At 58.4% G+C, this 19773-nt stretch carries 23 protein-coding genes; 1 reads left to right on the forward strand and 22 read right to left on the reverse strand.

The annotated features are described in order from the left end of the window. The first annotated feature begins 519 nt into the window (after positions 1-519). Complete coding sequence (locus ACR0AY_RS15680) at positions 520-1293, forward strand: extensin family protein (protein WP_170514662.1); 774 nt, start codon at positions 520-522, stop codon at positions 1291-1293. Here ACR0AY_RS15680 and ACR0AY_RS15685 read toward each other — a convergent pair. From ACR0AY_RS15685 to ahbB (ACR0AY_RS15790), 22 genes are all read right to left on the reverse strand, one after another. After that, positions 1281-1565, reverse strand: coding sequence for an HGGxSTG domain-containing protein (locus ACR0AY_RS15685; RefSeq protein ID WP_170514356.1), 285 nt, complete (start codon positions 1563-1565; stop codon positions 1281-1283). The two genes, ACR0AY_RS15680 and ACR0AY_RS15685, sit on opposite strands and share 13 nt — an antisense overlap. After that, the gene (locus ACR0AY_RS15690) at positions 1562-2113 is read right to left on the reverse strand and encodes a hypothetical protein (protein ID WP_170514359.1); all 552 of its coding nucleotides are present in this window, start codon (positions 2111-2113) and stop codon (positions 1562-1564) included. Before ACR0AY_RS15690 ends, ACR0AY_RS15685 begins: the two co-directional genes overlap by 4 nt. 79 nt (positions 2114-2192) lie before the next feature. Then, on the reverse strand, positions 2193-2786 hold the full coding sequence (locus ACR0AY_RS15695; RefSeq protein WP_480454387.1) for a hypothetical protein: 594 nt from the start codon (positions 2784-2786) through the stop codon (positions 2193-2195). After that, the gene (locus tag ACR0AY_RS15700) at positions 2787-2993 is read right to left on the reverse strand and encodes a transcriptional coactivator p15/PC4 family protein (RefSeq protein WP_170514365.1); all 207 of its coding nucleotides are present in this window, start codon (positions 2991-2993) and stop codon (positions 2787-2789) included. It abuts the gene before it with no gap. Between the two features lie 100 nt (positions 2994-3093). Then, on the reverse strand, positions 3094-3462 hold the full coding sequence (locus ACR0AY_RS15705; RefSeq protein WP_170514368.1) for a hypothetical protein: 369 nt from the start codon (positions 3460-3462) through the stop codon (positions 3094-3096). A gap of 110 nt (positions 3463-3572) precedes the next feature. Then, a complete protein-coding gene (locus ACR0AY_RS15710) occupies positions 3573-3746 on the reverse strand; it encodes an AlpA family phage regulatory protein (protein ID WP_170514371.1) in 174 nt (57 codons plus the stop codon). A gap of 46 nt (positions 3747-3792) precedes the next feature. Then, positions 3793-4506, reverse strand: a complete 714-nt coding sequence (locus ACR0AY_RS15715) for a hypothetical protein (protein WP_170514374.1) — start codon at positions 4504-4506, stop codon at positions 3793-3795. Positions 4507-4515: 9 nt separating this feature from the next. After that, positions 4516-5685 carry an integrase arm-type DNA-binding domain-containing protein gene (locus ACR0AY_RS15720; RefSeq protein ID WP_170514377.1) on the reverse strand — a complete coding sequence of 390 codons (1170 nt, stop codon included), beginning with the start codon at positions 5683-5685 and terminating at the stop codon, positions 4516-4518. A gap of 184 nt (positions 5686-5869) precedes the next feature. Beyond that, entirely contained in the window at positions 5870-6766 is an 897-nt protein-coding gene (locus ACR0AY_RS15725) for an FAD:protein FMN transferase (protein WP_170514379.1), read from the reverse strand. After that, positions 6763-7278, reverse strand: a complete 516-nt coding sequence (locus tag ACR0AY_RS15730) for a nitrous oxide reductase accessory protein NosL (protein ID WP_170425503.1) — start codon at positions 7276-7278, stop codon at positions 6763-6765. Before ACR0AY_RS15730 ends, ACR0AY_RS15725 begins: the two co-directional genes overlap by 4 nt. Then, positions 7275-8096 (reverse strand): ABC transporter permease, encoded by an 822-nt coding sequence (locus ACR0AY_RS15735; protein WP_170408066.1) that lies wholly within the window; start codon positions 8094-8096, stop codon positions 7275-7277. The genes ACR0AY_RS15730 and ACR0AY_RS15735 overlap by 4 nt, the downstream gene beginning before the upstream one ends. After that, positions 8093-8986, reverse strand: coding sequence for an ABC transporter ATP-binding protein (locus ACR0AY_RS15740; protein WP_170408068.1), 894 nt, complete (start codon positions 8984-8986; stop codon positions 8093-8095). The genes ACR0AY_RS15735 and ACR0AY_RS15740 overlap by 4 nt, the downstream gene beginning before the upstream one ends. Then, positions 8976-10232 (reverse strand): nitrous oxide reductase family maturation protein NosD, encoded by a 1257-nt coding sequence (locus ACR0AY_RS15745; RefSeq protein ID WP_170514384.1) that lies wholly within the window; start codon positions 10230-10232, stop codon positions 8976-8978. The genes ACR0AY_RS15740 and ACR0AY_RS15745 overlap by 11 nt, the downstream gene beginning before the upstream one ends. Positions 10233-10234: 2 nt before the next feature. Next, positions 10235-12142: a TAT-dependent nitrous-oxide reductase gene (gene nosZ / locus ACR0AY_RS15750; protein WP_170514387.1), complete on the reverse strand. Its 1908-nt coding sequence runs from the start codon at positions 12140-12142 to the stop codon at positions 10235-10237. 15 nt (positions 12143-12157) lie between these two features. Continuing rightward, positions 12158-14308, reverse strand: a complete 2151-nt coding sequence (locus ACR0AY_RS15755; protein ID WP_480454423.1) for a 4Fe-4S binding protein — start codon at positions 14306-14308, stop codon at positions 12158-12160. Positions 14309-14325: 17 nt separating this feature from the next. After that, on the reverse strand, positions 14326-14790 hold the full coding sequence (locus ACR0AY_RS15760) for a DUF2946 family protein (RefSeq protein WP_170513563.1): 465 nt from the start codon (positions 14788-14790) through the stop codon (positions 14326-14328). A gap of 102 nt (positions 14791-14892) precedes the next feature. Continuing rightward, complete coding sequence (locus ACR0AY_RS15765; protein ID WP_170398115.1) at positions 14893-15156, reverse strand: hypothetical protein; 264 nt, start codon at positions 15154-15156, stop codon at positions 14893-14895. Then, the gene (locus ACR0AY_RS15770; RefSeq protein ID WP_170514390.1) at positions 15113-16666 is read right to left on the reverse strand and encodes a nitrite reductase; all 1554 of its coding nucleotides are present in this window, start codon (positions 16664-16666) and stop codon (positions 15113-15115) included. Before ACR0AY_RS15770 ends, ACR0AY_RS15765 begins: the two co-directional genes overlap by 44 nt. Further along, complete coding sequence (gene nirJ, locus ACR0AY_RS15775) at positions 16641-17855, reverse strand: heme d1 biosynthesis radical SAM protein NirJ (RefSeq protein WP_170514395.1); 1215 nt, start codon at positions 17853-17855, stop codon at positions 16641-16643. The genes ACR0AY_RS15770 and nirJ overlap by 26 nt, the downstream gene beginning before the upstream one ends. A gap of 3 nt (positions 17856-17858) precedes the next feature. After that, the gene (gene ahbB, locus ACR0AY_RS15780) at positions 17859-18341 is read right to left on the reverse strand and encodes a siroheme decarboxylase subunit beta (protein WP_170514398.1); all 483 of its coding nucleotides are present in this window, start codon (positions 18339-18341) and stop codon (positions 17859-17861) included. After that, the gene (locus ACR0AY_RS15785) at positions 18338-18787 is read right to left on the reverse strand and encodes an AsnC family transcriptional regulator (protein WP_170514401.1); all 450 of its coding nucleotides are present in this window, start codon (positions 18785-18787) and stop codon (positions 18338-18340) included. The genes ahbB (ACR0AY_RS15780) and ACR0AY_RS15785 overlap by 4 nt, the downstream gene beginning before the upstream one ends. Further along, complete coding sequence (gene ahbB, locus ACR0AY_RS15790; protein WP_170398130.1) at positions 18784-19773, reverse strand: siroheme decarboxylase subunit beta; 990 nt, start codon at positions 19771-19773, stop codon at positions 18784-18786. Before ahbB (ACR0AY_RS15790) ends, ACR0AY_RS15785 begins: the two co-directional genes overlap by 4 nt.

Below are 19773 nucleotides of genomic sequence, written 5' to 3' on the forward strand. Positions count from 1 at the left end.
TGAATATGGCGGGCCACTTGTGGTATACTAAGCTGGCCTCCCAATCTGGGAGTAGGGGAAGAACCCACCGTCTCACAAATGATTGAGAGTGAAGGTGGTGAGGGGCTGGATGAGGGGGTCTTAGCCAGCCCCTCTCTCTTGAGGGGGTATACGGTGTGGTAGTGTTGTTCCGTTAAACCCAATCTACCCCGCTAGCGCCTTGTCCGAAATTGGGGGATTCCCGTAGACCCCTTATTTTCTTATCTCAGACACAATTCAAACACGCTGCACCGATACCAAGCAGGTGCGGCGCGTCGTGATGGGATTAGCGATTTCTATGAGGGGGTACGAGTTTGGCGCGTCGTACACCTCATCGCCATGGCTTTAGTGCTTATCAAATCGAAAGCCACATGATGCGGGAGTTCAATTGAACGTTATGGCAGCTCAAAAGAGTTCGGGCATGTGATTTCTCGATACCGCCAGCCTCCAGAAAGTGGCAGAAAGACAATCGTTCGGGCTTGAGAGGAAATTTGGTTGCTGATGCGAGTATTCGTACCTTTGTTCGTTTTTTACGCAAGTATTGCGAGTGCGGCACCGGATTGCCAGGAACGTACGTACGGTCAACCACGAGAAACAGAGTTGTACGAGCTACCAACAGAGCAGGAGGTGGGCTCCGTAGAAAAAACCGTTGCTGCCATTCCAGAAGGAGATTTGACAATTTCTCCAAGACCTCAATTGCGCCCATGCAAGTTTCGCCAATTCGAAATCGGACGCAAAATGATGCGTGAACGCGGAGCCGTTTGCGGCGATTGGACTATAATCGGAGAAAATCGCAAGCCTTTTTCAGGGAGACGTCGCGGGTGCGGCATTGCCGAACCTGTGCGCATTCGTATCGTGTCAGATGTTTATCTCAGCCAACTGGCGCTATTGGATTGCAAGACAGCTATTACGCTGAAGGCATGGTTGGAGAACACAGCAAAACCGGCTTTTGCGGATCTGAGAGGTGGCCTGAAGGGATTGCGCTTGTCCGGACACTACGCATGCAAGACACAGAACAATCAACCTGGCGCTCGCCTTTCTGCACATGCTCGTGGACATGCGATAGACATATCTTCCTTCATACTAATGGACGGCACTGTAATTACTGTTGGCGACGGTTGGGCGAACAATGCGACAAGCGCTGTTTTGCGTGAAGTTCACGCAGGTGCCTGTGGTTTATTCAGTACAGTACTTGGGCCAGACTCTGACCGCTATCATAAGGGGCATTTCCACTTTGATACGACGCGCCGCCGCAACGGGCCTTATTGCCGATAACCGCCACTATCTAGAAGTTGTTCTAGTTCTCGAGCCAGACGCAGATGCTCATTGACGGCTTTCCTCAGCTCCTGAGCTTCACGGCTGCGCATACCGTGCTTATAGGCCGGGTTGGCTTTGCCAGAACCATGTCCACCGCGTGCGCCATGCATTCGGCAGACAGTCCAGCCGCTGACCGCTGGGTTTTTGCAGGGAAGTCCCGTGCGTTTGGACTTCGCAGTGCATCGTGGGGCTGCGTGCGCCCTTTCCATGGGGTTGGTGGCATCTTTCATTTTTTGCCTCCCCCCGTCTCGACGTTACCAACAATAGCTTGTCCGCCGTCTTCAACGTTCACGTGCTGAACGGTGACCGTCTGTTTACCGCCGTTTCGGTGCTTGCGAAGGGTTTCAACCTGGGCGGCGAATGTACGCGAGAGTTTGTTGAATCCCGTGTAGTGGAGTTGGGCTTGAGGGATTGTCTCCGTGGCACCAAGCCACCGGGCCGACCGAATTGTTGCGACATGTGTGGCTGCCATCTGGACTGCCAGCATTCTCTCAACGGCATCTCGTGGCGCGATGTCGTGGATGATGGAAATCATGAACGCCCGCTCATCGTTTATTTCACCCGCGCTACCAGATTCCGCGTTGTTCAGTGCTTTCAGGCAATGAGCCATCAAAGCACTAGCCAGTTCATCGCAGTCGGTTCCGAACACTTCCCTTAGCCCGTCGTGCTTGGTTAGCTCGACAATGTTACCTTCTTTGTTGCTGCCTTCGAATTTGACCCCAGATTTGCTTGGCTCGCTTTTCTTGGGGACGATGTCGCCTTTGGTTTCGTCAGTCATTGCTCATGCCTCGCTTGTTGGATTGTTGGTGCAAAAGGTGTCCGTTTCCCCCAGACCCCCTGGTAGATTAAGGATGTCATCAATATTGAGCCGGGAGCCCCGCCGAAATGGGGTGTTTCCGGCACAATTTTTGAGCCGCCCTGTCATCATTTTTGTGCCGCCTCTGCTGTCCCCGGCACAAATTTAAGACGGTGCTGTCATGATTTTGATGACGGGGTTTTTCTTTTCCGTTGGTCCCATTGGGGTTGTGAATCGGGGCTTTCACAACCGGGAAATCCGCGCCTTCAGACCACTGCTTGTACAGCCTGCGGCCACTGTGGCCCTGTGCGGTAGGCAAGGATAACTCGGTGAGTTCAAACAGCGGGGAAGTAGCTACACCACTGTCACCAAGTTTGGGTGGCGTGGTTACTGCGATGAAGCCCTTGGCCTGCAATTCGCGGAAACCATTTGCGACGGTATTGCGCGTTACACCAAGACGCTCTGCCGCCTGCCGGACACTTAAACTGATCCTGCCGTTATTGTTATTGTCTGGGCCACGCCATTCCAGCTTTAGCCAAGGATACAGCGCCTGCGCGGTTGACGAGAGGGCCCGCCAAGCGGGCTCCTCCATCATGTTACGAACAAGCTTTGTGAAGTGCTCGCCGCGTTTCTCATTTCGCTTATCGCGCCCCATCTACGCAGCCTCCGCCTTGCTGAGCGCGTCTATGAACTCCGGCAGCAATGAGGCCCGGAATGACACGCCCTGTTTGCCGGGGCGCATGTCTCCGTCTTCTGAGATGAAGTAGACGCGAATATTGATGAGGTCGTGCCCCCGGAATTCATCCCGGCTGGCACGGTATTTCTCGCGACTGTTCTTGGGGATCTGTGTAATGAGGGCCATTAGCGGCCCTCCCTAAAATACAATGCAGCGACAATGCGAGCGGCAGCCTCAGTGAGGCCGTGCTTGCGGCGAAGAGTAGATACTTGCAGGTCAACGGTTCTCATGCCGCCACCTCGCCGGTTTCAATCAACTCGACCTGCGATACCAGAACATAGATGCCGAACTTTTGGCGTCCGGTGTCTGCATCGCCACGATACATCTTGCATTCGATGTTCACACCATCGTCGCGGCGCAGAGGTAGCACCTGGTCCGACAGGCGACAGTAGCTGGCGGCGTAGAGCGGCGACCGCATCAGCCCCTCAAGGACTTGGCGCTTGTGCTTGGATGCGCAGATTTCGCGCGGTTGCTGGCCCGGATCTGTGACCCGGTAGAGTGCCGGAGCCGTCAGGTTTGGAAGGTCTGCCCAGCGGTAAACGCGTAGCGCGTTGGCCGGAGGGAGTTCGAAGTCTGGTTTCTGCTCAGTACTCATTTTTTGCTCCTTGGTTGTTGCACCAAGGGCGAGAAACGGTTACAATCGCAACTATCCTGCCAGCCGCAATTGCATGCCGCCCGCGCCCTGTTCCTGGGTGCGGGTTTTGACTACGCAGCAACCTGTTTCTCGATTGCAGCGTCGATATCGTCTTCGTTCCAATAAACGCGTAGACCGAATTTGATTGGCTTAGGAAGACGACCCAGTTCTACATCGCGGTAGACGCTGGACCGGCTGCGACCACCTAGTTTGACTTGCAGGTCTTGGAAGGAAAGCAGTTTCATAGCTGTGCACCGTGTTGCTTCGTGGTGCACCAAATTTGGTAGAAAGCTATGTTTTTCGCATACGCCCTAATTCAGTAAATGGTCCGGACAAGCCGGAAGGAGAATTCTTCAAAGCGCCAACACTAACCAAATAATCATCAACTATGTGATGCCATATTGCGTCGGCACGCTCCCGAAATCCTTTAAACTTCGCATGCGTGCACCATGACTCTAGTGCTTTGTACTGCACATCTACCCCATGCTTATTCGCCACCATTGACACTGCGTCGCAAGCACTCAGGGTCGTTGGGCCGTCATGGCGCGTGAGTGTCAATTCAAAGAAGTCTCTTATGTCGAGTGCAATTTGGCGCATTAGAAATTTCTGAGTGAAATCTTGAGACAGCGGTGGTCCTCTGCGCTTTGCTCCAGGAAATTTGCCTAGAATGAGCATGTGGGCTTTCATTCTAAGGCTTTGTGGCATTTCTGCTCCTTCGAACACATTGCTTGCGCAAATGGATTTCAAAACGTCCAGCGCCTCAGGCAGCTTCTGCGCTGCACCTCCGAGAAAAACAGATGCTGCCTCATTGACTTCGTAATACACACCACCGCCCTCCGAAGGGACCGTGCGAATTCCCGGAATAAACGAGATTATCAAATGGGTGTACGAAACGTTCAAAAACTCCCCTAAGCCTTGCCCGCTCTGCTGAACGAGCTCTGTGAAAAGCTCATCTACTTGGATTGTGGCCTCATCAAAGCGAGTTTCCAATTCGGGACTGACCATTTCTCCTCCTTAGCCGCTAAACCCAGTCAAAAGAAGGGACCATCTCTTCATGAGAGCTCGCCGCTGCTCCAAGAAATCCGTCCGCTTGTACGACCGCTCGACAGAACCACCGACAACATGCCCGAGACAAGTTTCGGCAACCTCAAATGGCACGTTCTGCGTCTCTGCCACCCAATCCCGAAACGATGACCTGAACCCATGTGGACGCTCAACCAGTTCACTCCGTTTCATGTACGACCCCATCGTCATGTCCGATATCACGCCGCGCCGGACACCTGGGAACAGTATACCATCTCGCGCCATCGGTTTGGCTTGCTCGATAACCGCAAGGGCCTCTGCTGATAGTGGCACTCGGAAATCCTGTGTCGCATCTCTGCGGCCCTTCATCGATGCTGCCGGGATGGTCCAAACATCGCCGTCAATCTGATCCAGATGCAGGTTACGAAGCGGATAGGATCTAACTGCGGTGAGTATCAGCAAACGCAGAGCAAGCTCCGTTGTCGTTCCACCATCGAGACTTTGATAGAACGCAGGAACATCCTTCCAAGGCATAGCGGGGATGTTTTTTGCCTTGTGGCGCTGCTTACCCAATAGGGCCTTGGCTTTATCCGTCGCTTGTAGATCCACATCCAAACCAAGTGCTGCCGCGTGGCGCATCACGATAGACAACCGGTTCATGGCCTTTCGTGCCGTGTCCGCTTTGTCGTGCCAGATAGGAGCAAGCGTGTCGCGGATGTCCTTTTGATCCAGTTCGACAACAGGGACTTTGCCAAGTTTTGGCAACACATGAAGTTCCAAAGGTGAAAACCAGCGCCCTGCTTTACCGTCGCCTTTCAACTCCGCCTTTCGGCTTTCGAAGGCGTCTAGGGCAACATCCTTCAGAAGATGTAGTTTGCTTGCTTCCTCCCGTTTGAGGCGTTCCCGCTCCTTGATTGGGTCAGTTCCTTTGCGAGCCACAGCTCGCCAGTTCTCGGCTTCCTGGCGAACTTCCTTAAGCGACACCTCTGGGAATGAGCCCAAACCCATCTCCCGCCTGCGACCATGCACTGTGACACGCAAGAACCATTGAGCCCCGCCATCCTCGCGCCGATGGAACCACAGCCCGCCGCCGTCGGAGTATTTCCCCGGCGGTGCCGACTTCAGCGTCGATGCGCTGAGCTTGTTTAATGGCCGTGACACTCATCCACCTCTCTATCCACCCTCTATATATAGTATACGATGGGGCATAGTGGAACACGGTGGTACAGTTAAATCACTGAAAAACAACAACTTAGTAAAAATCTGGGGCATGGTGAAACACCCTGAAACAAGGATTAGATGCCCTCTTGAGGCACCATCCTCTTACGACAAGTCTTACCCGCGCTCAGATACTCATCTCGATACGCGCGCCCGGAAAACGCGATATCAGCGCTTTTGCTTTGGCACGTGGGGTCAGGCATAGGGCGGTTGAGAGCCCGTCTGCCAATGCTGCCTGCGAGGCTGAGATTGATACAGCCTGATAGGGCGCACCCAACCCTTTCGGGTTCAGGATATGCCCCTGATCGCCCTGCAGCATGGTGCCTTCGGGGGCCGAGGTTGCGACGGCGCGGTCCTGCAGTGTGATCCGTTTGGCGACAGCACCGTCGGGCTTGGCCAGCCCGACGCGCCACGGCTCGCCATTGCTCCGCTGGCCAAGGGCGGCGACTTCGCCCATATCCACCAGCACATCGCGCAGATCGAAGGATCGCATCAAAGCGGCAATCCGGTCAGTGATCGCACCTTGAGCAATCCCGTTCAGGGTAATCGCCGAGCGTCCGGGATGCGGCAGGCGGATCTCACCGGCGCTTACGTGAACCTTGTCCCAACCAATCGTCTGGCGTGCACGTTCCACTTGCGACCCCGCCGCGCCACTCGCGAGCGCTAGCCACAGGGGCTGGATCGTCGGATCAAACACCCCGCGCGAAGCGTCGTGAAGCGTGGAACACAGGCTCAGCACCTCCAGCAGCTCAGGCGCCGGGGTGACCAGGTGGCCGATCCGGTTAAGCTGACTGATCTGCGAGTGCGTCCGGTAGAGGCTGAATATATCCTCCAGCCGATTCAGCTCTGCCTCGACCGCAGCAAAGATCGGCGCGGCCTGTGCGTCCGTCGAGCCTTCCAGCCTCAGGCTGGCGGGTGCGCCCAGCGCAATACCGCGCCATTGGGCGACGTTGCCAGCAGCGGCGGGTACGGCGGCGCAGGCGGCTGAGATGGCCAGGAAACGGCGGCGGGTCAGAAGGGTCATGCGGGGGTCTCCAGCGCGAGGTCCAGATCGACGGGGCCCAGCACTTCGGCATCGGGAATATCAGACAGTGGCAGGGCAGCGCCGCCATATTCGGCAATGAACGCCTCTGCCGCGGCGGGGTCGCCAAAGGGCACGACTTCGCGCGCACCCATGCCGCCGGCCACATCGGCGCCGACGACAAAGGTCGCACCATCGGCTGCGATCCAGTTGGAAATCCCCGGTTGCCGCCAGCTGGGCGCGACGCTCATGTCACTGACATAGACAGCGGTGATCTTGGCATCACGTTCGGGGCTTTTCAGATAGGCCAGCATGTCGCGCACCTGCGCAAAGAACAAAGGCGCGGGATAGCCTTCCAGATGGATCTGCCCTTTGGGCCCGCCGTGTTCCGCGATGTTCATCTGGCAGAAATAACTCAGCGCATCCGGGGTGAGATCAACCGGGTCGGGGGCCTCGGCCACCTCTTCTTTGCAGGCCGTCAACGCGACCAGAGCGATCAGGGCAAGGTATCTCATGGCTCAACTCTCCGAAATGCGAGACGCGCAAGGGCAAAGCCCAGCACCGGCCAGATCAGCAGCGAGGCGGGCGCGGCCCAGACCGGCAGGGCCTGCGCTGCTCCGGTCATGCCCGAGGCTATCGCAACGCCCTCGGTTGCGGCGATGTTCCACAAACGGAATGCGTCGGCCGGGTTGGCCACCATCACCCACGGAAAGACGGATTGGGTGAAGGTGCCGCCCTTGTCCATGACGACGGCCCCCAACAGGCCCAGATCATAGAGGACGACAAAAACCAGCCAGAGCCCGGCCGACAAACCTGCCGCCGCCGTGGCCCCCTTTGCCAAAGCGGACAGCAGGTATCCCAGCGCCAGAAACACGGCGCCCAGCAGGATAGATGTGAGGATCAGGCGGACCAGAGCCATCAGGCTTTCCGGACCCGCGCCGCCAAAGAAGGCGGCCACCGCGCCTGCGGTGCCGAAACCGATGGTCATGGCGAAGGCCAATGCGGCCAGATGGGCGGTGAACTTGCCCAACAGGATTTCTCCGCGTCCTGCCGGGTAGGACAGCAGCAGCGACAGGCTGCCGCGATCCACATCGCCCGCGATGGCGTCAAAGGCGATCATCAGCGCCAGCAGCGGCGCAAGGTAGACCGACAGCGTGGTCATCGAGGCCACCGAAACGGTCAGCATGTCGACGCCTAAAGTGCCGGTTGGTGCGCTGCCCGCAAAGGTCAGCGCCAAGGCGAACAGAACCATGATCAGCGTGGCGACCAGCAGCCAGCGGTTGCGGCGCAGGATCAGCATTTCTGTGCGGGTGATGGCGAGGAAGCGGGTCATTGCAAATCCTCCTGTGCGTAGTGGCGATAGAGGTCTTCCAGCTTGGGCGGCGTCATTTCCACATCCGCCACCGCGTCGCCCAACCCGGCGATCCGGCGCAGCGCCTCCATCTTGTCTTCGGGTGCGCAGAGCAATTCAACGGATGCCCCATTGATCCGGTTGCCACCCAGTTCAGCGGCCAGCACATCAGGATTGGCACTGGCGCGCACCTTCAGGCGGATCGGCAGACCGGCCAGAGCCGACAGATTGTTCAGGGTGTCATCAGCGACCATCCGACCCTTGCGCATGATGGCGATGCGATCAGTACGGGCCTCGACCTCGGTCAGCGCATGGCTGGCGATTAGAACGGCTGTGCCTTGGGCAGCCAGCTCGTCGATGATGGCATAAAGGTCCTGCCGCGAGATCGGGTCCAGCCCGCTTGTCGGCTCATCCAGCAAAGCCACTTTCGGTTGTCCCAGCAGCACCTGCGCCAGACCCAAACGTTGCCGCATGCCTTTGGAATAGGTGCCGATCCGACGGTCCAATGCGTCGCTGAGACCAACGCGCTCCAACAGGCCAAGCACGTCGGCCTTTGCACCTGAAAGCTGCGCAAACAGGGTCAACTGCTCGCGCCCCGTCAAGGCGGGATGAAATGACACCGCTTCGGGCAGATAGGCCGTCTCGCGACGCGCCTGAGCACTACCGGGGGTGGCGTCTCCGATCCGAATGGCTCCGCCATGGATCGGCGTCAGGCCGAGGATAGATTTGATCAGCGTCGACTTGCCAGCACCGTTATGGCCCAACAGCGCAACGCGCTGACCGGGGGCAAGAGACAGGGTGATATCGTCAAGAACGCGGTTTTTTCCACGGTCCTTGAGAACATGGTCGATTGACAGGGCCTTATCCGTCATGAGGCACCTTTTTCATAGCTGGGAGTTCAGGGGCTTGCATCAATGGGTTGCTGTCCATCACGCCCCCCGGCAACAACGCCGGGAAGGCCGATTGCGACCAGCGCACCAGTTGCACGGCAGGCGAGCCGAGCAGCAGTTTGGCTGAGGGTTGGGTCCACAGCACATGGTCCATACTGTCATTGGGGCGATAGGGGGCATCGGCAATGCCGTTGCCATCCACATCATAAGCGGCGAAATCGGACCAGTAGTTGCCGCGTCCGTCTTCGGACCACTCGACCCATTTGGTCGAGACATATTTCACCTGCGTCCGGTTTCCGATGAATGAATTGCCAACGATGCGGTTGCGCTCGCTGCCAGCGGTAAAGTGGATGCCGATGCCGCATCCCTCAAACCAGTTATCGGTGAACTCGTTCTTGTTCGAGTTATAGAGGAAGGTGCATTTCTCTTTCGCACCTTTCACAACGTTTCCGGTGATGGTGCTTTTGTTGGCATAGTTCAGCATGACGCCATGTTCGCGGTCGCCGATCGAGACGTTATTGGCCACGGTCACATTGGTCGTGAACATCACCGCGTAGCCCAGATCATTGCCGATCGAGACGTTGTCGCTGACCACCGAATTGTCGGCATACATGTAATGCACGGCAAAACGCAGATCGCTAAACAGGTTGCCGGTGAAGGTGTTCTTCTTCGACGAGTTTACAAAGATTCCGTCGCGGCCATAGCGGATATCGTTGTCCTCAACCACCGCACCCGGCGCGTTCCAGACATAGACGCCATTGCCACGCTCGTTCATGCGCTGGTCTTGCCGCCCTTCAATCCGGTTTCGCCGGACGATACTGTCCTTGGCCCCATGGATGTCGATGCCATAGAGATTGCCCAGCAGCACATTGTCTTCGACCACCGGCGCATGGGCCGTCTTGGTCAACTGGATGCCGCTGTCGATCCCGTCATGGTCCGAGCCCGATCCGATCACCGTCAGACCGCGCACGGTCACACCCGGCCCGGTCACGGTGATGACGCTGCCTTCGCCTTGTCCGTCGATGGTGGCCTGTCCCAGCCCGTCAATCGTGACGGGCCGGTCCAGAACCAGCGTTTCTGTGTAAACGCCGGGGCTCAGGCGGAGGGTGTCCCCATCCGCCGCCTGCGCCAGTATCTCGTTGATGGCCCCTGCCCGGTTGGGCACATCCCAATCCGCCGCCCAAAGGGGCGAGCCGAGCAGGAGCGGTATGAGCAGGGACCAACGCATGGTTACGCGCTCCGCGGCTCAACGAACATCCGGCCGCGCATCTCCATGTGCAGCGCGTGGCAGAACCACTGGCAATAGAACCAGTGCACGCCCGGACGGTCGGCAATGAAGGTGACCGAGGCGGTGGCCTGCGGCGCAACCTCCATCGCGATGCCGAAGTTCGACAGGCACAACCCGTGGGTCACGTCATCCACGTCATCCAGGTTGGTGATATACAACGTTACCTCGTCACCCTGTTTGACGGTGAACTTCTCAAGGCTGAACACCGGCGCGGTCGAGGTCATGTAGACCCGCACCTTGTTGCCATCGCGGATTGGCTCCTCGGCGCCCTCTTCAAGGTCCACACCATCGGCGGCAGCCTGCTGGCGCGCTTCTTCCCACATCGGGTCGTTGCGATCCCAGACATTGACCGGGTTCACCTTGGACCGGTGCACGAGGATCGAGTCATGCGGTTCCGCGAAGGTCGGGCCGTCATGGACCACCTTCATCTTATCACCCGAGATATCGATCAACTGCTCGTTTTCCGGCTTCAGTGGTCCGACGTTCAGGAAGCGGTCTTTCGAGAACTTGTTCATCGAAATCAGCCACTTGCCATCAGCCTCAGCCGTTTCGCCCATCGAGGTCGAATTGTGGCCCGGCTGATAATGCACATCCACTTTGTCTAGGATCGGATCAACATCCGCACCACCGTAGGCTTCGATGGCCTTGGCGATGTCCCACTTCACCACCTGGCTGTCCAGGAACAGGGTGGTGTAGGCGTTGCCCTTGCCGTCAAACGCGGTGTGAAGCGGGCCCAGACCCAGCTGCGGTTCCGCCACGATGGCCGAGCGTGGATCGGCATTGTCGGCAAACAGCGCATCGACCTTTTCCACATCGATCACGGATACGGTCGGGGACAGCTTGCCGTTGATCATGATGTGTTTCTTGTCGGGTGCTGCGTTCACTCCGTGCGGCGAGTTCGGGATCGGGATGTAACGGGTCAGGTTACCGCCCGCCTCTTTGCGCCCGTCCACGACCTTGACGCCGTTCAGCTCCTGATAGTTGCCAGCAGCAATCGCGTCTTCGATGCCTTTCAGGTTGAACACGACCACGTGGTCCAGCTCATTCTCGGTCATCTCGGCCAGGTTCATACCCATTTCCGAGTTATACGAGGTCGAGAATGCGTATTTGCCCTGATAGTCGCAGTCAGTGTTGTCGAGGTTGCCCGACACCATCACCTGCCATGCGATCTCCATCGTGTCACCGTCGATGGCAGTGAAGATGTTCACATATTGCGACGGATCATCGAGGATCTCGCCATCATTGACCAGCGGTGCCTCGTGTTCGCCATTGGCGAAGATATAGCCGGTACGCGGGTATTTCTGCGGACGCAGACCGTGGATGTCATGCGCGTTCGGGATTTCGATGATCTTGTCGCATTTCATCACGTCGCAGCGGATGCGCGCGACGCGTGTGTTGGCCTTGTCATTCATGAACAAATAGCGGCCATCATAGGTGCCATCGGTGAAGGACATGTGCGGGTGGTGCAGGTCGCCATTGTCGTAGGTGACTTTGCCATTGGCGGCCAGGTACTGCTTGGTCTCTGGCAGCAGCCCTTCGGTCAGGATCTTCAGCGACTCGTTGGTCTGGCCCCAGCCGGTGGCCGAGCAGCGGTTGAATACCGGAATGCGCATCAACTCGCGCATCGACGGCACGCCGAGGATACGCACCTCGCCGGTCTGACCCGAGGACCAGAAGCCGTAATATTCGTCCAACTCGCCGGGCTCCAGCGCGGCATTGGCGGCGGCGCTGGCCTCTTTCGCGGTCATCAGGGTGCTGCCCAGACCGGTCCCGGCCAACACGGCGCCGGTTGCAGATGCACCCAGCAGTCCGCGGCGTGTGACGTTCAGTTTCTTATCGTGTTCCGACATGATCGTTCCTCCTTTTTAGGAAACGGTTTGCGGTTTGGCGTTCGGATGGTTCGCCGGTGGTTGTCCGAGGGGGGTTTTCGGTTGAACCGACCCTGTCTTGGCCCGCCGTTTCAACTGGCGGATAACGACGGGACATTTGTCCTCGGACTGGTAGAGCACCTGACAATGCAGGCAGGTGACGCACTCGTTCGGATTGATCTCACCGGTGGGGTGGATCGCCTGAACGGGGCATTCGTTGGCGCAGGTCTGACAGGGGGTGCCGCAATCCTTGTAGCGGCGCAGCCAGTCGAACATGCGGATACGGGCAGGGATCGCCAGCGCACCACCCAAGGGGCAGAGATAGCGGCAATAGAACCGTTCGATGAACAGCCCGATCCCCAGCAGGGTCAGCGCAAAGACCACGAAGGGCCAGTCGCGCATGAATTTCAGAATAATCGCGGTCTTGAACGGCTCGACCTCGGCATAGGTTTCAGCCAGCGGGATCGAGACAAAACTGATCCCGAACAACACGAGGAAGATCATGTATTTCGCGGGCCAGAGCCGCTCATTCAGGCCCCAGGGCAGTGTCCATTGCGGCACCTTGAAGGCCCGCGCGATCTTGTTGGTCAGTTCCTGCAGCGCGCCGAACGGGCACAGCCAGCCGCAATAAGCACCCCGACCCCAGAACAGCAGCGCGGCAGCGACAGCGAACCATTGGATGAAGACCAACGGGTCCAGCAAGAAGGCATCCCAAGAGAAGCCGGTGCGCAGACTGCCTGCCAGCGCCATCAGGTTCACCACGCTCAGCTGCGCATTGGCGTACCAGCCGATGAAGAACAGCGTCATGGTCAGGTATCCGATGCGGAACCAATAGAAGACGCGGGCGTTCATGGTGGCGTGGAACTGGAAGAAGAATGTCGCCGTCAGCACCAAAAGCATGACGCCCAGCACCCCGATCTCAACCGTGCGGTCCTTCCAGATGCGTTTCCAAAGCGCGGCCTTGGCTGCTGCCTCGCCGGTGGCGTCATCGACAACTACTGGCGCCGCAACGGGCAGCAGATACTGCTCGGGCAGTTTGTAGCCCAGATCGAAGGTCAGAAAGGTCTTCTCAACCGCGCCCACAGCCCGCTGCGCCAACAGTTGCAGGCGAAAGGGCTCGGCCGGATCAAACTCGGCCTCAGCGGGGATCTTGAAGATGTCCAATTCCGTGAAACTTGGGGCATCGGGTGCCGCAACCTTGCCCAACCGGCGCTGCTGCTTGTCGAAGAATCGCACCGAATTGTCGCCTTGGATCAACTGAATCCGGTCGAAAATCCCGCCCCGGACATAGCCCGAGCCCTTGAAGCTGTAGGCCCCACGCCCCAGCACCAGAATGGCCTGCTCGCCTTCGTCCAGCCAGTCGACCATGTTTTGATATTCGGCCTCACCCAGCAGCGACTTGCCGATCGACGGCACGGATACCAACGCCATATGCATATCAATATAGGTGTCATCTGGTTCGCCGGGTTCAGGGCGTTTGATGGCGCGCTGATCTCCGGTGGCTTCGAACGCAGCGTTGACCTGCCCGATATCCAGCGTTAGTCGCCGGACCGAGCCGTTGCCGGACAGGGTGTTCCAGTCGTATACCGCATCCTGCGCCAGATCGACTTCGCGTTTCGGCCCATCGGCCTGCAGCGGAGACAAACCGCCCAACCCCAGCGCCCGCGCCACCTTGATGCCGCCGCGCACAAGACTGTCATCAATCACCATGATCGTGACGGTGGCCCCCGAGATGATATCGAGGTCATGCCCCTCACCGCCGGTTTCAGCCTCAACCTTCAAGTCCAGACCGGCATAGCCTTCGGTCAGCTCAACCATGCGCGCGTTGGGGATGCCAATCAGAACGATGGGCTCCGAGTGTTTGACCAATTGCACACCGGTTAGCACCGCTTGATCATCGATGGCGGCGACCACATGGATCGGTTTGCCGGAATAGCCGGTGGTGCCAACGAAGTCAGAGGTTAGGAAGGCCCAGGCAACGGTCTCGCCGGCCTTCAGAACGGGTGCAACCGGAACGTCATCGCGGACCGGCCCAATGGCATCAGCACCGGGGGCCAGATCGGCGGGTTCAATCTCGGGCAGGAAGCTGGCGAGGCTGTCGGCATGGGCACTGATCGCCATCAGGCAGGACAGGGCAAGGGCCAGCATTATATGGATTGCGCGACTTACGGCCACGGCGCATCTCCTATACTTAGGGTGGACGCCATGGACGCGCGCAGGGCGCGTTCAGCAGTTTCTTGGGTCGGGCGCGGAGGTCCCCGGGTTTCGGGCCACAGCTTATGCGACTTGTACAACATGGAAGATTTGCTGTTCTGAAGCTGTACAACACGGAAGTTTCCGATTTGCGGTATCTGCACCAGCTCGGGTGCGGGCGCTGCACTGGTGACAGCGCACAGCGCGCAATCGGCGCATTTTGGGCAGTACGCGGTCGGGTCTTCGGTGTCCTCCTCAAGATCAACTTCAACCCAGACCGCGCCGCCTTCCGAGCAGATCTCCATCCAGACACTTTCACCGGGACTCGCCAGCGCCGGTCCAAAGGCCTGCAACAACAGAAGGAATATGCCTGCCAACCCACATGCCGCGCGAGTTGCGCGTACAGGGAGATTGTGCAGAGGGATCAGGGCAGGCATGGAGTCTCCGACTCGGAAAGCTATGCCTTTGGGGTATTGGATTCTACCGAGTCGCGACTTGACTTAGGTTAGGTGAAGCAATTTTCTGATTTTCTTTTCAAATCAATCGTCTGCCTCATCCATCAGGCCACGCACCCAGCGCCCTGCCAGCCATGAGGCGGGCACGCCCAAGGGGATGGACCATAAGATCGCAGGTACTGGTTCAATGGCACCAAACCCCGCGCTGTGCAGGATCAGCCCAGCCAGAAACAGGTTGATGGCCACGGTCAGAGCCGTGGCAGGATAAAGCAGGATGGCCAGCTTCCAGACCGGCCATTTGCCTTCAGTGGCTGGTGCCTTCCGAGAAGGTGATTTTGTTCCAGACATTGTACTTCCCAGACGGTTTGCGCATCGGCAGGCGGCGGACCTCTTCCAGCGTTTGCGCGTCATAGACGATCACCGCGCCGTCATCTTCCCAGATCGAAACCAGCGCGTGACTGCCATCCTTGGTAAACTCGACATGAGCCACGGTCTTGCCCGGCGCGGGGCGCAAAGTTTTCACGATTTCAAGGCTTTGCTTGTCGATCACGTGCATGGCATCCTTGTTCGGGCCAAAGAACACATCGGCCCAGACGTAAGGCGAGTTCTCATGGCTGCGCATGAAGAATCCTGGCCCTTCGGTTTTGATCCGCTTGACGGTTTCCCATGTTCCCATGTCGATCACCGAGACCGTGCCATCGGTCAGATGCGGCGTAGCCATCACGGTGGTGTCGCCCTGCTGCCAGGTGATCCCCGAACCTAAGTGAGGCATACCCGGCAGGTCCAGATCTGCGATCTTATGACCGATCACCAGATCAATCACCTGCCCGCCCTTGCCATCACGCGAGGCGCCCATAACGTATTCATAACTTTGATCGAAAAAGAAATCGTCCAGATAATCAGGCGTGGTGATCTTGCGCACGGGGAACGGGTCAGGGTTCTTGAACTGCCCCTCGATGCGGAAATCGTGGCCAATACCGGATTGCGGCGGGTTGGCCCCGTAGAACACCTCCCAAATCTCGGGGACATCCTTCAGCGCCAGAACAAAGCTTTCGCGCGGCGGTGCCTGATAAACGGCGGAAACGCGGCTGGGAACGCCCTTTTTGCTTTTGACTTCAATGACTTTCGCGACCGACAAGTCCTCTGTCGACAGCAGGGTCAGTGAGTTCGGTAAATAGTTCGCTACTGCCACCCATTTGCCGTCACCCGACATGGCGATGTTGCGGCTGTTTAACCCCGCGCGCACGCGGCCCACCTGTTTCAGCGCCCAGATATCATATTTCTGCACCCAGCCATCGCGCGACATGATGAAGACATAGCGCCCATCGGGGCTGAACTTCGGCCCACCATGCACGGCGAACGGGGTTTCGAACCGATCCAGAACCTCGAACGTATCACCGTCCAGCACACTGACATGATGATCGCCTGTTTCCACCACCAGCGTGATGTTCATCGGGTCGCTGTACCAGACAGGCGCGTCAACCGATACGTACTCATTATCCAGAGTCCGGCTGGCCATGATATCGGCCTCACCCCATTCGGGATCGGTCTCCAGCGGAGATTTCAACCATCCCGCCAGTTCCTCGATCTGCAACGCGTCCAACTCGTGCGAAAACGCAGGCATCTGGGTGGCCGTACGCCCTTCGGCAATCACCGCCGCCACGCGTGGCCCACGCATCCGTTTCAACGTCTCGGGGATCAGCGCCGGACCGACCCCACCCAGACGGTTTTCACCATGGCATGAGGCACAGAATTCGGCATAATCCGAAGGTGCATCAGCCCAAGCTGCGCCGGTCAGCAGCAGCGAGCAGAATGTGCCGATTTTCAAGGTGTCAAAAGAATTGATGCGCCGGATCATGGCTTTTCCCTCGGAACGGCGTGACCTGCAGACGCTCGCCTGCGCCCTGCACGCCGATTTCTTCGTTTGATAGATAGCAGGCCGGGTCCTCGGCCCACGGGTCGCCGGTCAGTTGCAAGGCACGGATGCGGGTGTTGCCACCGCAGACATCCTTTAACTGACAGGCCCCGCAACGCCCCTTCAAAGGACGCGGACGGGTACGCAGCATGGCGAGCATCGGGTCATCGCTGGTCCAGAGTTCCGAAAACGATTTGGTCTTCACATTGCCAACAGTGTAATCGGACCAATAGGTATCGGGATGCACGCGGCCGAGGTTGTCGATATTGGCCACGCCCAAACCGCTAGAGTTGCCACCCCACGCCGCAAGATGTTCCCGCACATTGGCAGCTTTGTCATGGTCGAAATGCAACCGAACCCAGTTCAGGAAATACCCGGCATCGGCATCGTTATTGCCAGTCACGATATCCAGCGGACGGCCGCCCGAGACGGCTTCCCACGCACGTTCCAACAACAAATCCAAACCCTTACGAGTGCGCAAATGCTCGGCATCCTCGCCTCGGTTCTTGTCACCGCGCCCGGCATAGACGAGGTGAGACAGGTAGAACTTGTCGACACCCTCATCGTCGCACAGTTGCAGCAGGTCAGGCAGGTGATGTTGCGTACCTTCGGTCAGGCAGAACCGCAGGCCCACCTTGATACCGCGTTTCTTACATTCGCGTACGCCGCGCAGAGCATCGGCAAAGGCGCCTTCGACGCCCCGGAACCAGTCATTTGTGGCCCCGATCCCGTCCAGCGAAATGCCGACATAGTTGAAGCCCACGTCGGCGATCATGTCGGCGGTTTCGTCGTAAATCCGCGTACCGTTGGTCGACAGTGCCAGCATCGGCACCAGATCGCGGGCGCGTTTGGCGATGTCGAAGAAATCGAACCGGTCCAGCGGTTCCCCACCCGAGAGGATCAGGGCCGGGACGCGGAATTGGCCCAGATCCTCAAGGGTTACCATGGCTTGCTCGTGACTGAGCTCACCGGGGAACGCGACATCTGCTGAAACGGTGTAACAGTGGCGGCATTTCAGATTGCAGCGCCGCGTCAGGTTCCAGATCACTACCGGCTTCACCGGGCCGGGACGGCGTCTGCGCACCGGTGTCGGTTTGACGAGCTGCTGCATGTATTCGGTCAGGCGGAACATGTCTCAGCCTTTCTTTTTCAACCGCAGCCCTGTCTTCTTCAGGATGCGCGTGGAATAGAGGATGTCCTTGGCCCGGCAGGCATCGCCCAGAATTGCGAAGATCTCGGCGCGTTTTTTCTCGACTTCGTCCCGGTCAGAACCGTGGACCATGGCGAACAGGTTATAGGGCCAATCGGGCAGGGCGCGGGGACGTTCGTAGCAGTGGGTGACAAAGGGCAGCGCCCCGATCCGTGCGCCCAATTCCGCGACCTGGCTGCCGTCTACATCCCAAACAGTCATCCCGTTTGCCGTCATCCCCAGCTTGTAGTGGTTCGGAGCGGCGGCGATACGGCGGATAACACCATGCGATTTCAGCTCCGCCAGACGATACAAAAGGGCATCCTCGTCCAACCCAAGTGTTTCGGCAACGGCTGCATAAGGCGCTGGCACAAGCGGCAGGCCGCTTTGCAGCGCTTCGATTATTTCTCTGTCCTGAACGTCGATCATGCTGCCACCCGGAAGCCGATGAAAAATTCCTGTAGTTTGGGGAAACGGAGAACTTCGATCCCCGTTTCCCGTTCGATCGCATCAGCGGCGGCCTCGATCCCTTCAGGCGTTTCGGTAGCCAGCACGAACCACATGTTCAGCCGGTGCGTACGCTCATAGTTATGGGCAACCTCGGCGTGCGCATTGACTTTGGTCAGGACGGTTTCGAATTCATCCTCTGGCACGGCCATGGCGCACAGGCAGAACGCTCCACCCATTGCAGCAGCGTCGAAAAACGGGCCGAAACGTGTGATGATCCGCTGCTCTTTCATTCGTGCGAGACGGGTTAGGAGTTCGTCTTCGGGAATCCCAAGTTCCTGGGCTACACTGGCAAAGGGATACGCGGTCAGCGGCAGGTCGTCCTGCATCCGGTTCAGGATTACGCGGTCGGTCGCGTCCATAGTCATGCTGCTGCCTCTTTCGGTTGGATCAACGCGCCGGTCTGTTTGAAACAACGGGTCGAAAACAGCACTTTGTTCCGTGCGCCTGCCAGTTCGGGCAGAGCGGCGGCTGCGGCCAGAACCTCCATCGCTTCGGGGCGCGAGCGTGCATGGATCATGGAATAGAGGCGATAGGGCCAGACATCCTTGACCGGGTTGCGCTCATAGCAAAGCGTCACGCCGGGATAGGCCGCCAGCGCCGGTCCAGCCGTGTCCACCTGTTCGGGCGGCATGTCCCAAACAACCATCGCATTGGCTGACCAGCCGAGCGCCCGGTGGCGCACGATAACCCCGAGACGAGAGATTATGCCTGCTGTTTGCAGCGCTTCGATACGCCCCATTACGTCGGAATCATCTCTGCCCAGCGTTTGTGCCAATGCGGCATAAGGAATCTCTGTCAGGGTCAGGCCCGAGCTGAGCGCCTGCAGCAACTCGCGATCTCCGGGCTGCATGGCTGAGCGATCCACCTTACGAAGGCCAGGAACATTGCGTGTTTTTCCCGACATACGAAAGCCCAAATCGACGTTGAATGGACGTACGAGGCGCAGGTCCAGAACCCGCAGTCCGGAACGCTGCGATATCCGTGCAAGGGTGTCATCGACATGGGTGCGATCCGGGCCGGTTGCGACGAACCAGAGGTTCCAGTCATCCTCCCGCTGGTAGTTGTGGTTCACGCCCGGTTCGGCGTCGATCAGGGCTGCAATCTCTTCCAACCGATGTTCGGGGGCCGCAACAGCGGCCAAGGTGCTGGCCGAAACCGCGCCCGGAGCGATGGTGGCACCCACGCGTGTAATCCGCCCGGTGGCCTGCATGCGAGTAAGGCGATCAATCACCTCGGCTTCGTCCAGCCCTAGCAAAGACGCCAACACCTGGAACGGACGCTCTGTAATCGGAAAGTCGCGCTGAAACTCGTCCAGCAAACGGCGGTCGATGGGATCGGTGATGTGTTGCAT

Source organism: Ruegeria sp. A5 (assembly GCF_056543005.1).

What these genes read in the sequence shown, in the direction of transcription:
- ACR0AY_RS15725 (WP_170514379.1), bottom strand. Translation starts at nt 6,766, where the DNA reads ATGACCCTTCTGACCCGCCGCCGTTTCCTGGCCATCTCAGCCGCCTGC.
- ACR0AY_RS15685 (WP_170514356.1), bottom strand. Translation starts at nt 1,565, where the DNA reads ATGAAAGATGCCACCAACCCCATGGAAAGGGCGCACGCAGCCCCACGA.
- ACR0AY_RS15680 (WP_170514662.1), top strand. Translation starts at nt 520, where the DNA reads ATGCGAGTATTCGTACCTTTGTTCGTTTTTTACGCAAGTATTGCGAGT.
- ACR0AY_RS15745 (WP_170514384.1), bottom strand. Translation starts at nt 10,232, where the DNA reads ATGCGTTGGTCCCTGCTCATACCGCTCCTGCTCGGCTCGCCCCTTTGG.
- ACR0AY_RS15690 (WP_170514359.1), bottom strand. Translation starts at nt 2,113, where the DNA reads ATGACTGACGAAACCAAAGGCGACATCGTCCCCAAGAAAAGCGAGCCA.
- ACR0AY_RS15715 (WP_170514374.1), bottom strand. Translation starts at nt 4,506, where the DNA reads ATGGTCAGTCCCGAATTGGAAACTCGCTTTGATGAGGCCACAATCCAA.
- ACR0AY_RS15705 (WP_170514368.1), bottom strand. Translation starts at nt 3,462, where the DNA reads ATGAGTACTGAGCAGAAACCAGACTTCGAACTCCCTCCGGCCAACGCG.
- ACR0AY_RS15700 (WP_170514365.1), bottom strand. Translation starts at nt 2,993, where the DNA reads ATGGCCCTCATTACACAGATCCCCAAGAACAGTCGCGAGAAATACCGT.
- ACR0AY_RS15765 (WP_170398115.1), bottom strand. Translation starts at nt 15,156, where the DNA reads ATGTCTGGAACAAAATCACCTTCTCGGAAGGCACCAGCCACTGAAGGC.
- ACR0AY_RS15785 (WP_170514401.1), bottom strand. Translation starts at nt 18,787, where the DNA reads ATGACTATGGACGCGACCGACCGCGTAATCCTGAACCGGATGCAGGAC.
- ACR0AY_RS15755 (WP_480454423.1), bottom strand. Translation starts at nt 14,308, where the DNA reads ATGCTGGCCCTTGCCCTGTCCTGCCTGATGGCGATCAGTGCCCATGCC.
- ahbB (WP_170514398.1), bottom strand. Translation starts at nt 18,341, where the DNA reads ATGATCGACGTTCAGGACAGAGAAATAATCGAAGCGCTGCAAAGCGGC.
- nosZ (WP_170514387.1), bottom strand. Translation starts at nt 12,142, where the DNA reads ATGTCGGAACACGATAAGAAACTGAACGTCACACGCCGCGGACTGCTG.
- ACR0AY_RS15740 (WP_170408068.1), bottom strand. Translation starts at nt 8,986, where the DNA reads ATGACGGATAAGGCCCTGTCAATCGACCATGTTCTCAAGGACCGTGGA.
- ACR0AY_RS15735 (WP_170408066.1), bottom strand. Translation starts at nt 8,096, where the DNA reads ATGACCCGCTTCCTCGCCATCACCCGCACAGAAATGCTGATCCTGCGC.
- ACR0AY_RS15710 (WP_170514371.1), bottom strand. Translation starts at nt 3,746, where the DNA reads ATGAAACTGCTTTCCTTCCAAGACCTGCAAGTCAAACTAGGTGGTCGC.
- ACR0AY_RS15730 (WP_170425503.1), bottom strand. Translation starts at nt 7,278, where the DNA reads ATGAGATACCTTGCCCTGATCGCTCTGGTCGCGTTGACGGCCTGCAAA.
- nirJ (WP_170514395.1), bottom strand. Translation starts at nt 17,855, where the DNA reads ATGTTCCGCCTGACCGAATACATGCAGCAGCTCGTCAAACCGACACCG.
- ACR0AY_RS15760 (WP_170513563.1), bottom strand. Translation starts at nt 14,790, where the DNA reads ATGCCTGCCCTGATCCCTCTGCACAATCTCCCTGTACGCGCAACTCGC.
- ahbB (WP_170398130.1), bottom strand. Translation starts at nt 19,773, where the DNA reads ATGCAACACATCACCGATCCCATCGACCGCCGTTTGCTGGACGAGTTT.
- ACR0AY_RS15695 (WP_480454387.1), bottom strand. Translation starts at nt 2,786, where the DNA reads ATGGGGCGCGATAAGCGAAATGAGAAACGCGGCGAGCACTTCACAAAG.
- ACR0AY_RS15770 (WP_170514390.1), bottom strand. Translation starts at nt 16,666, where the DNA reads ATGATCCGGCGCATCAATTCTTTTGACACCTTGAAAATCGGCACATTC.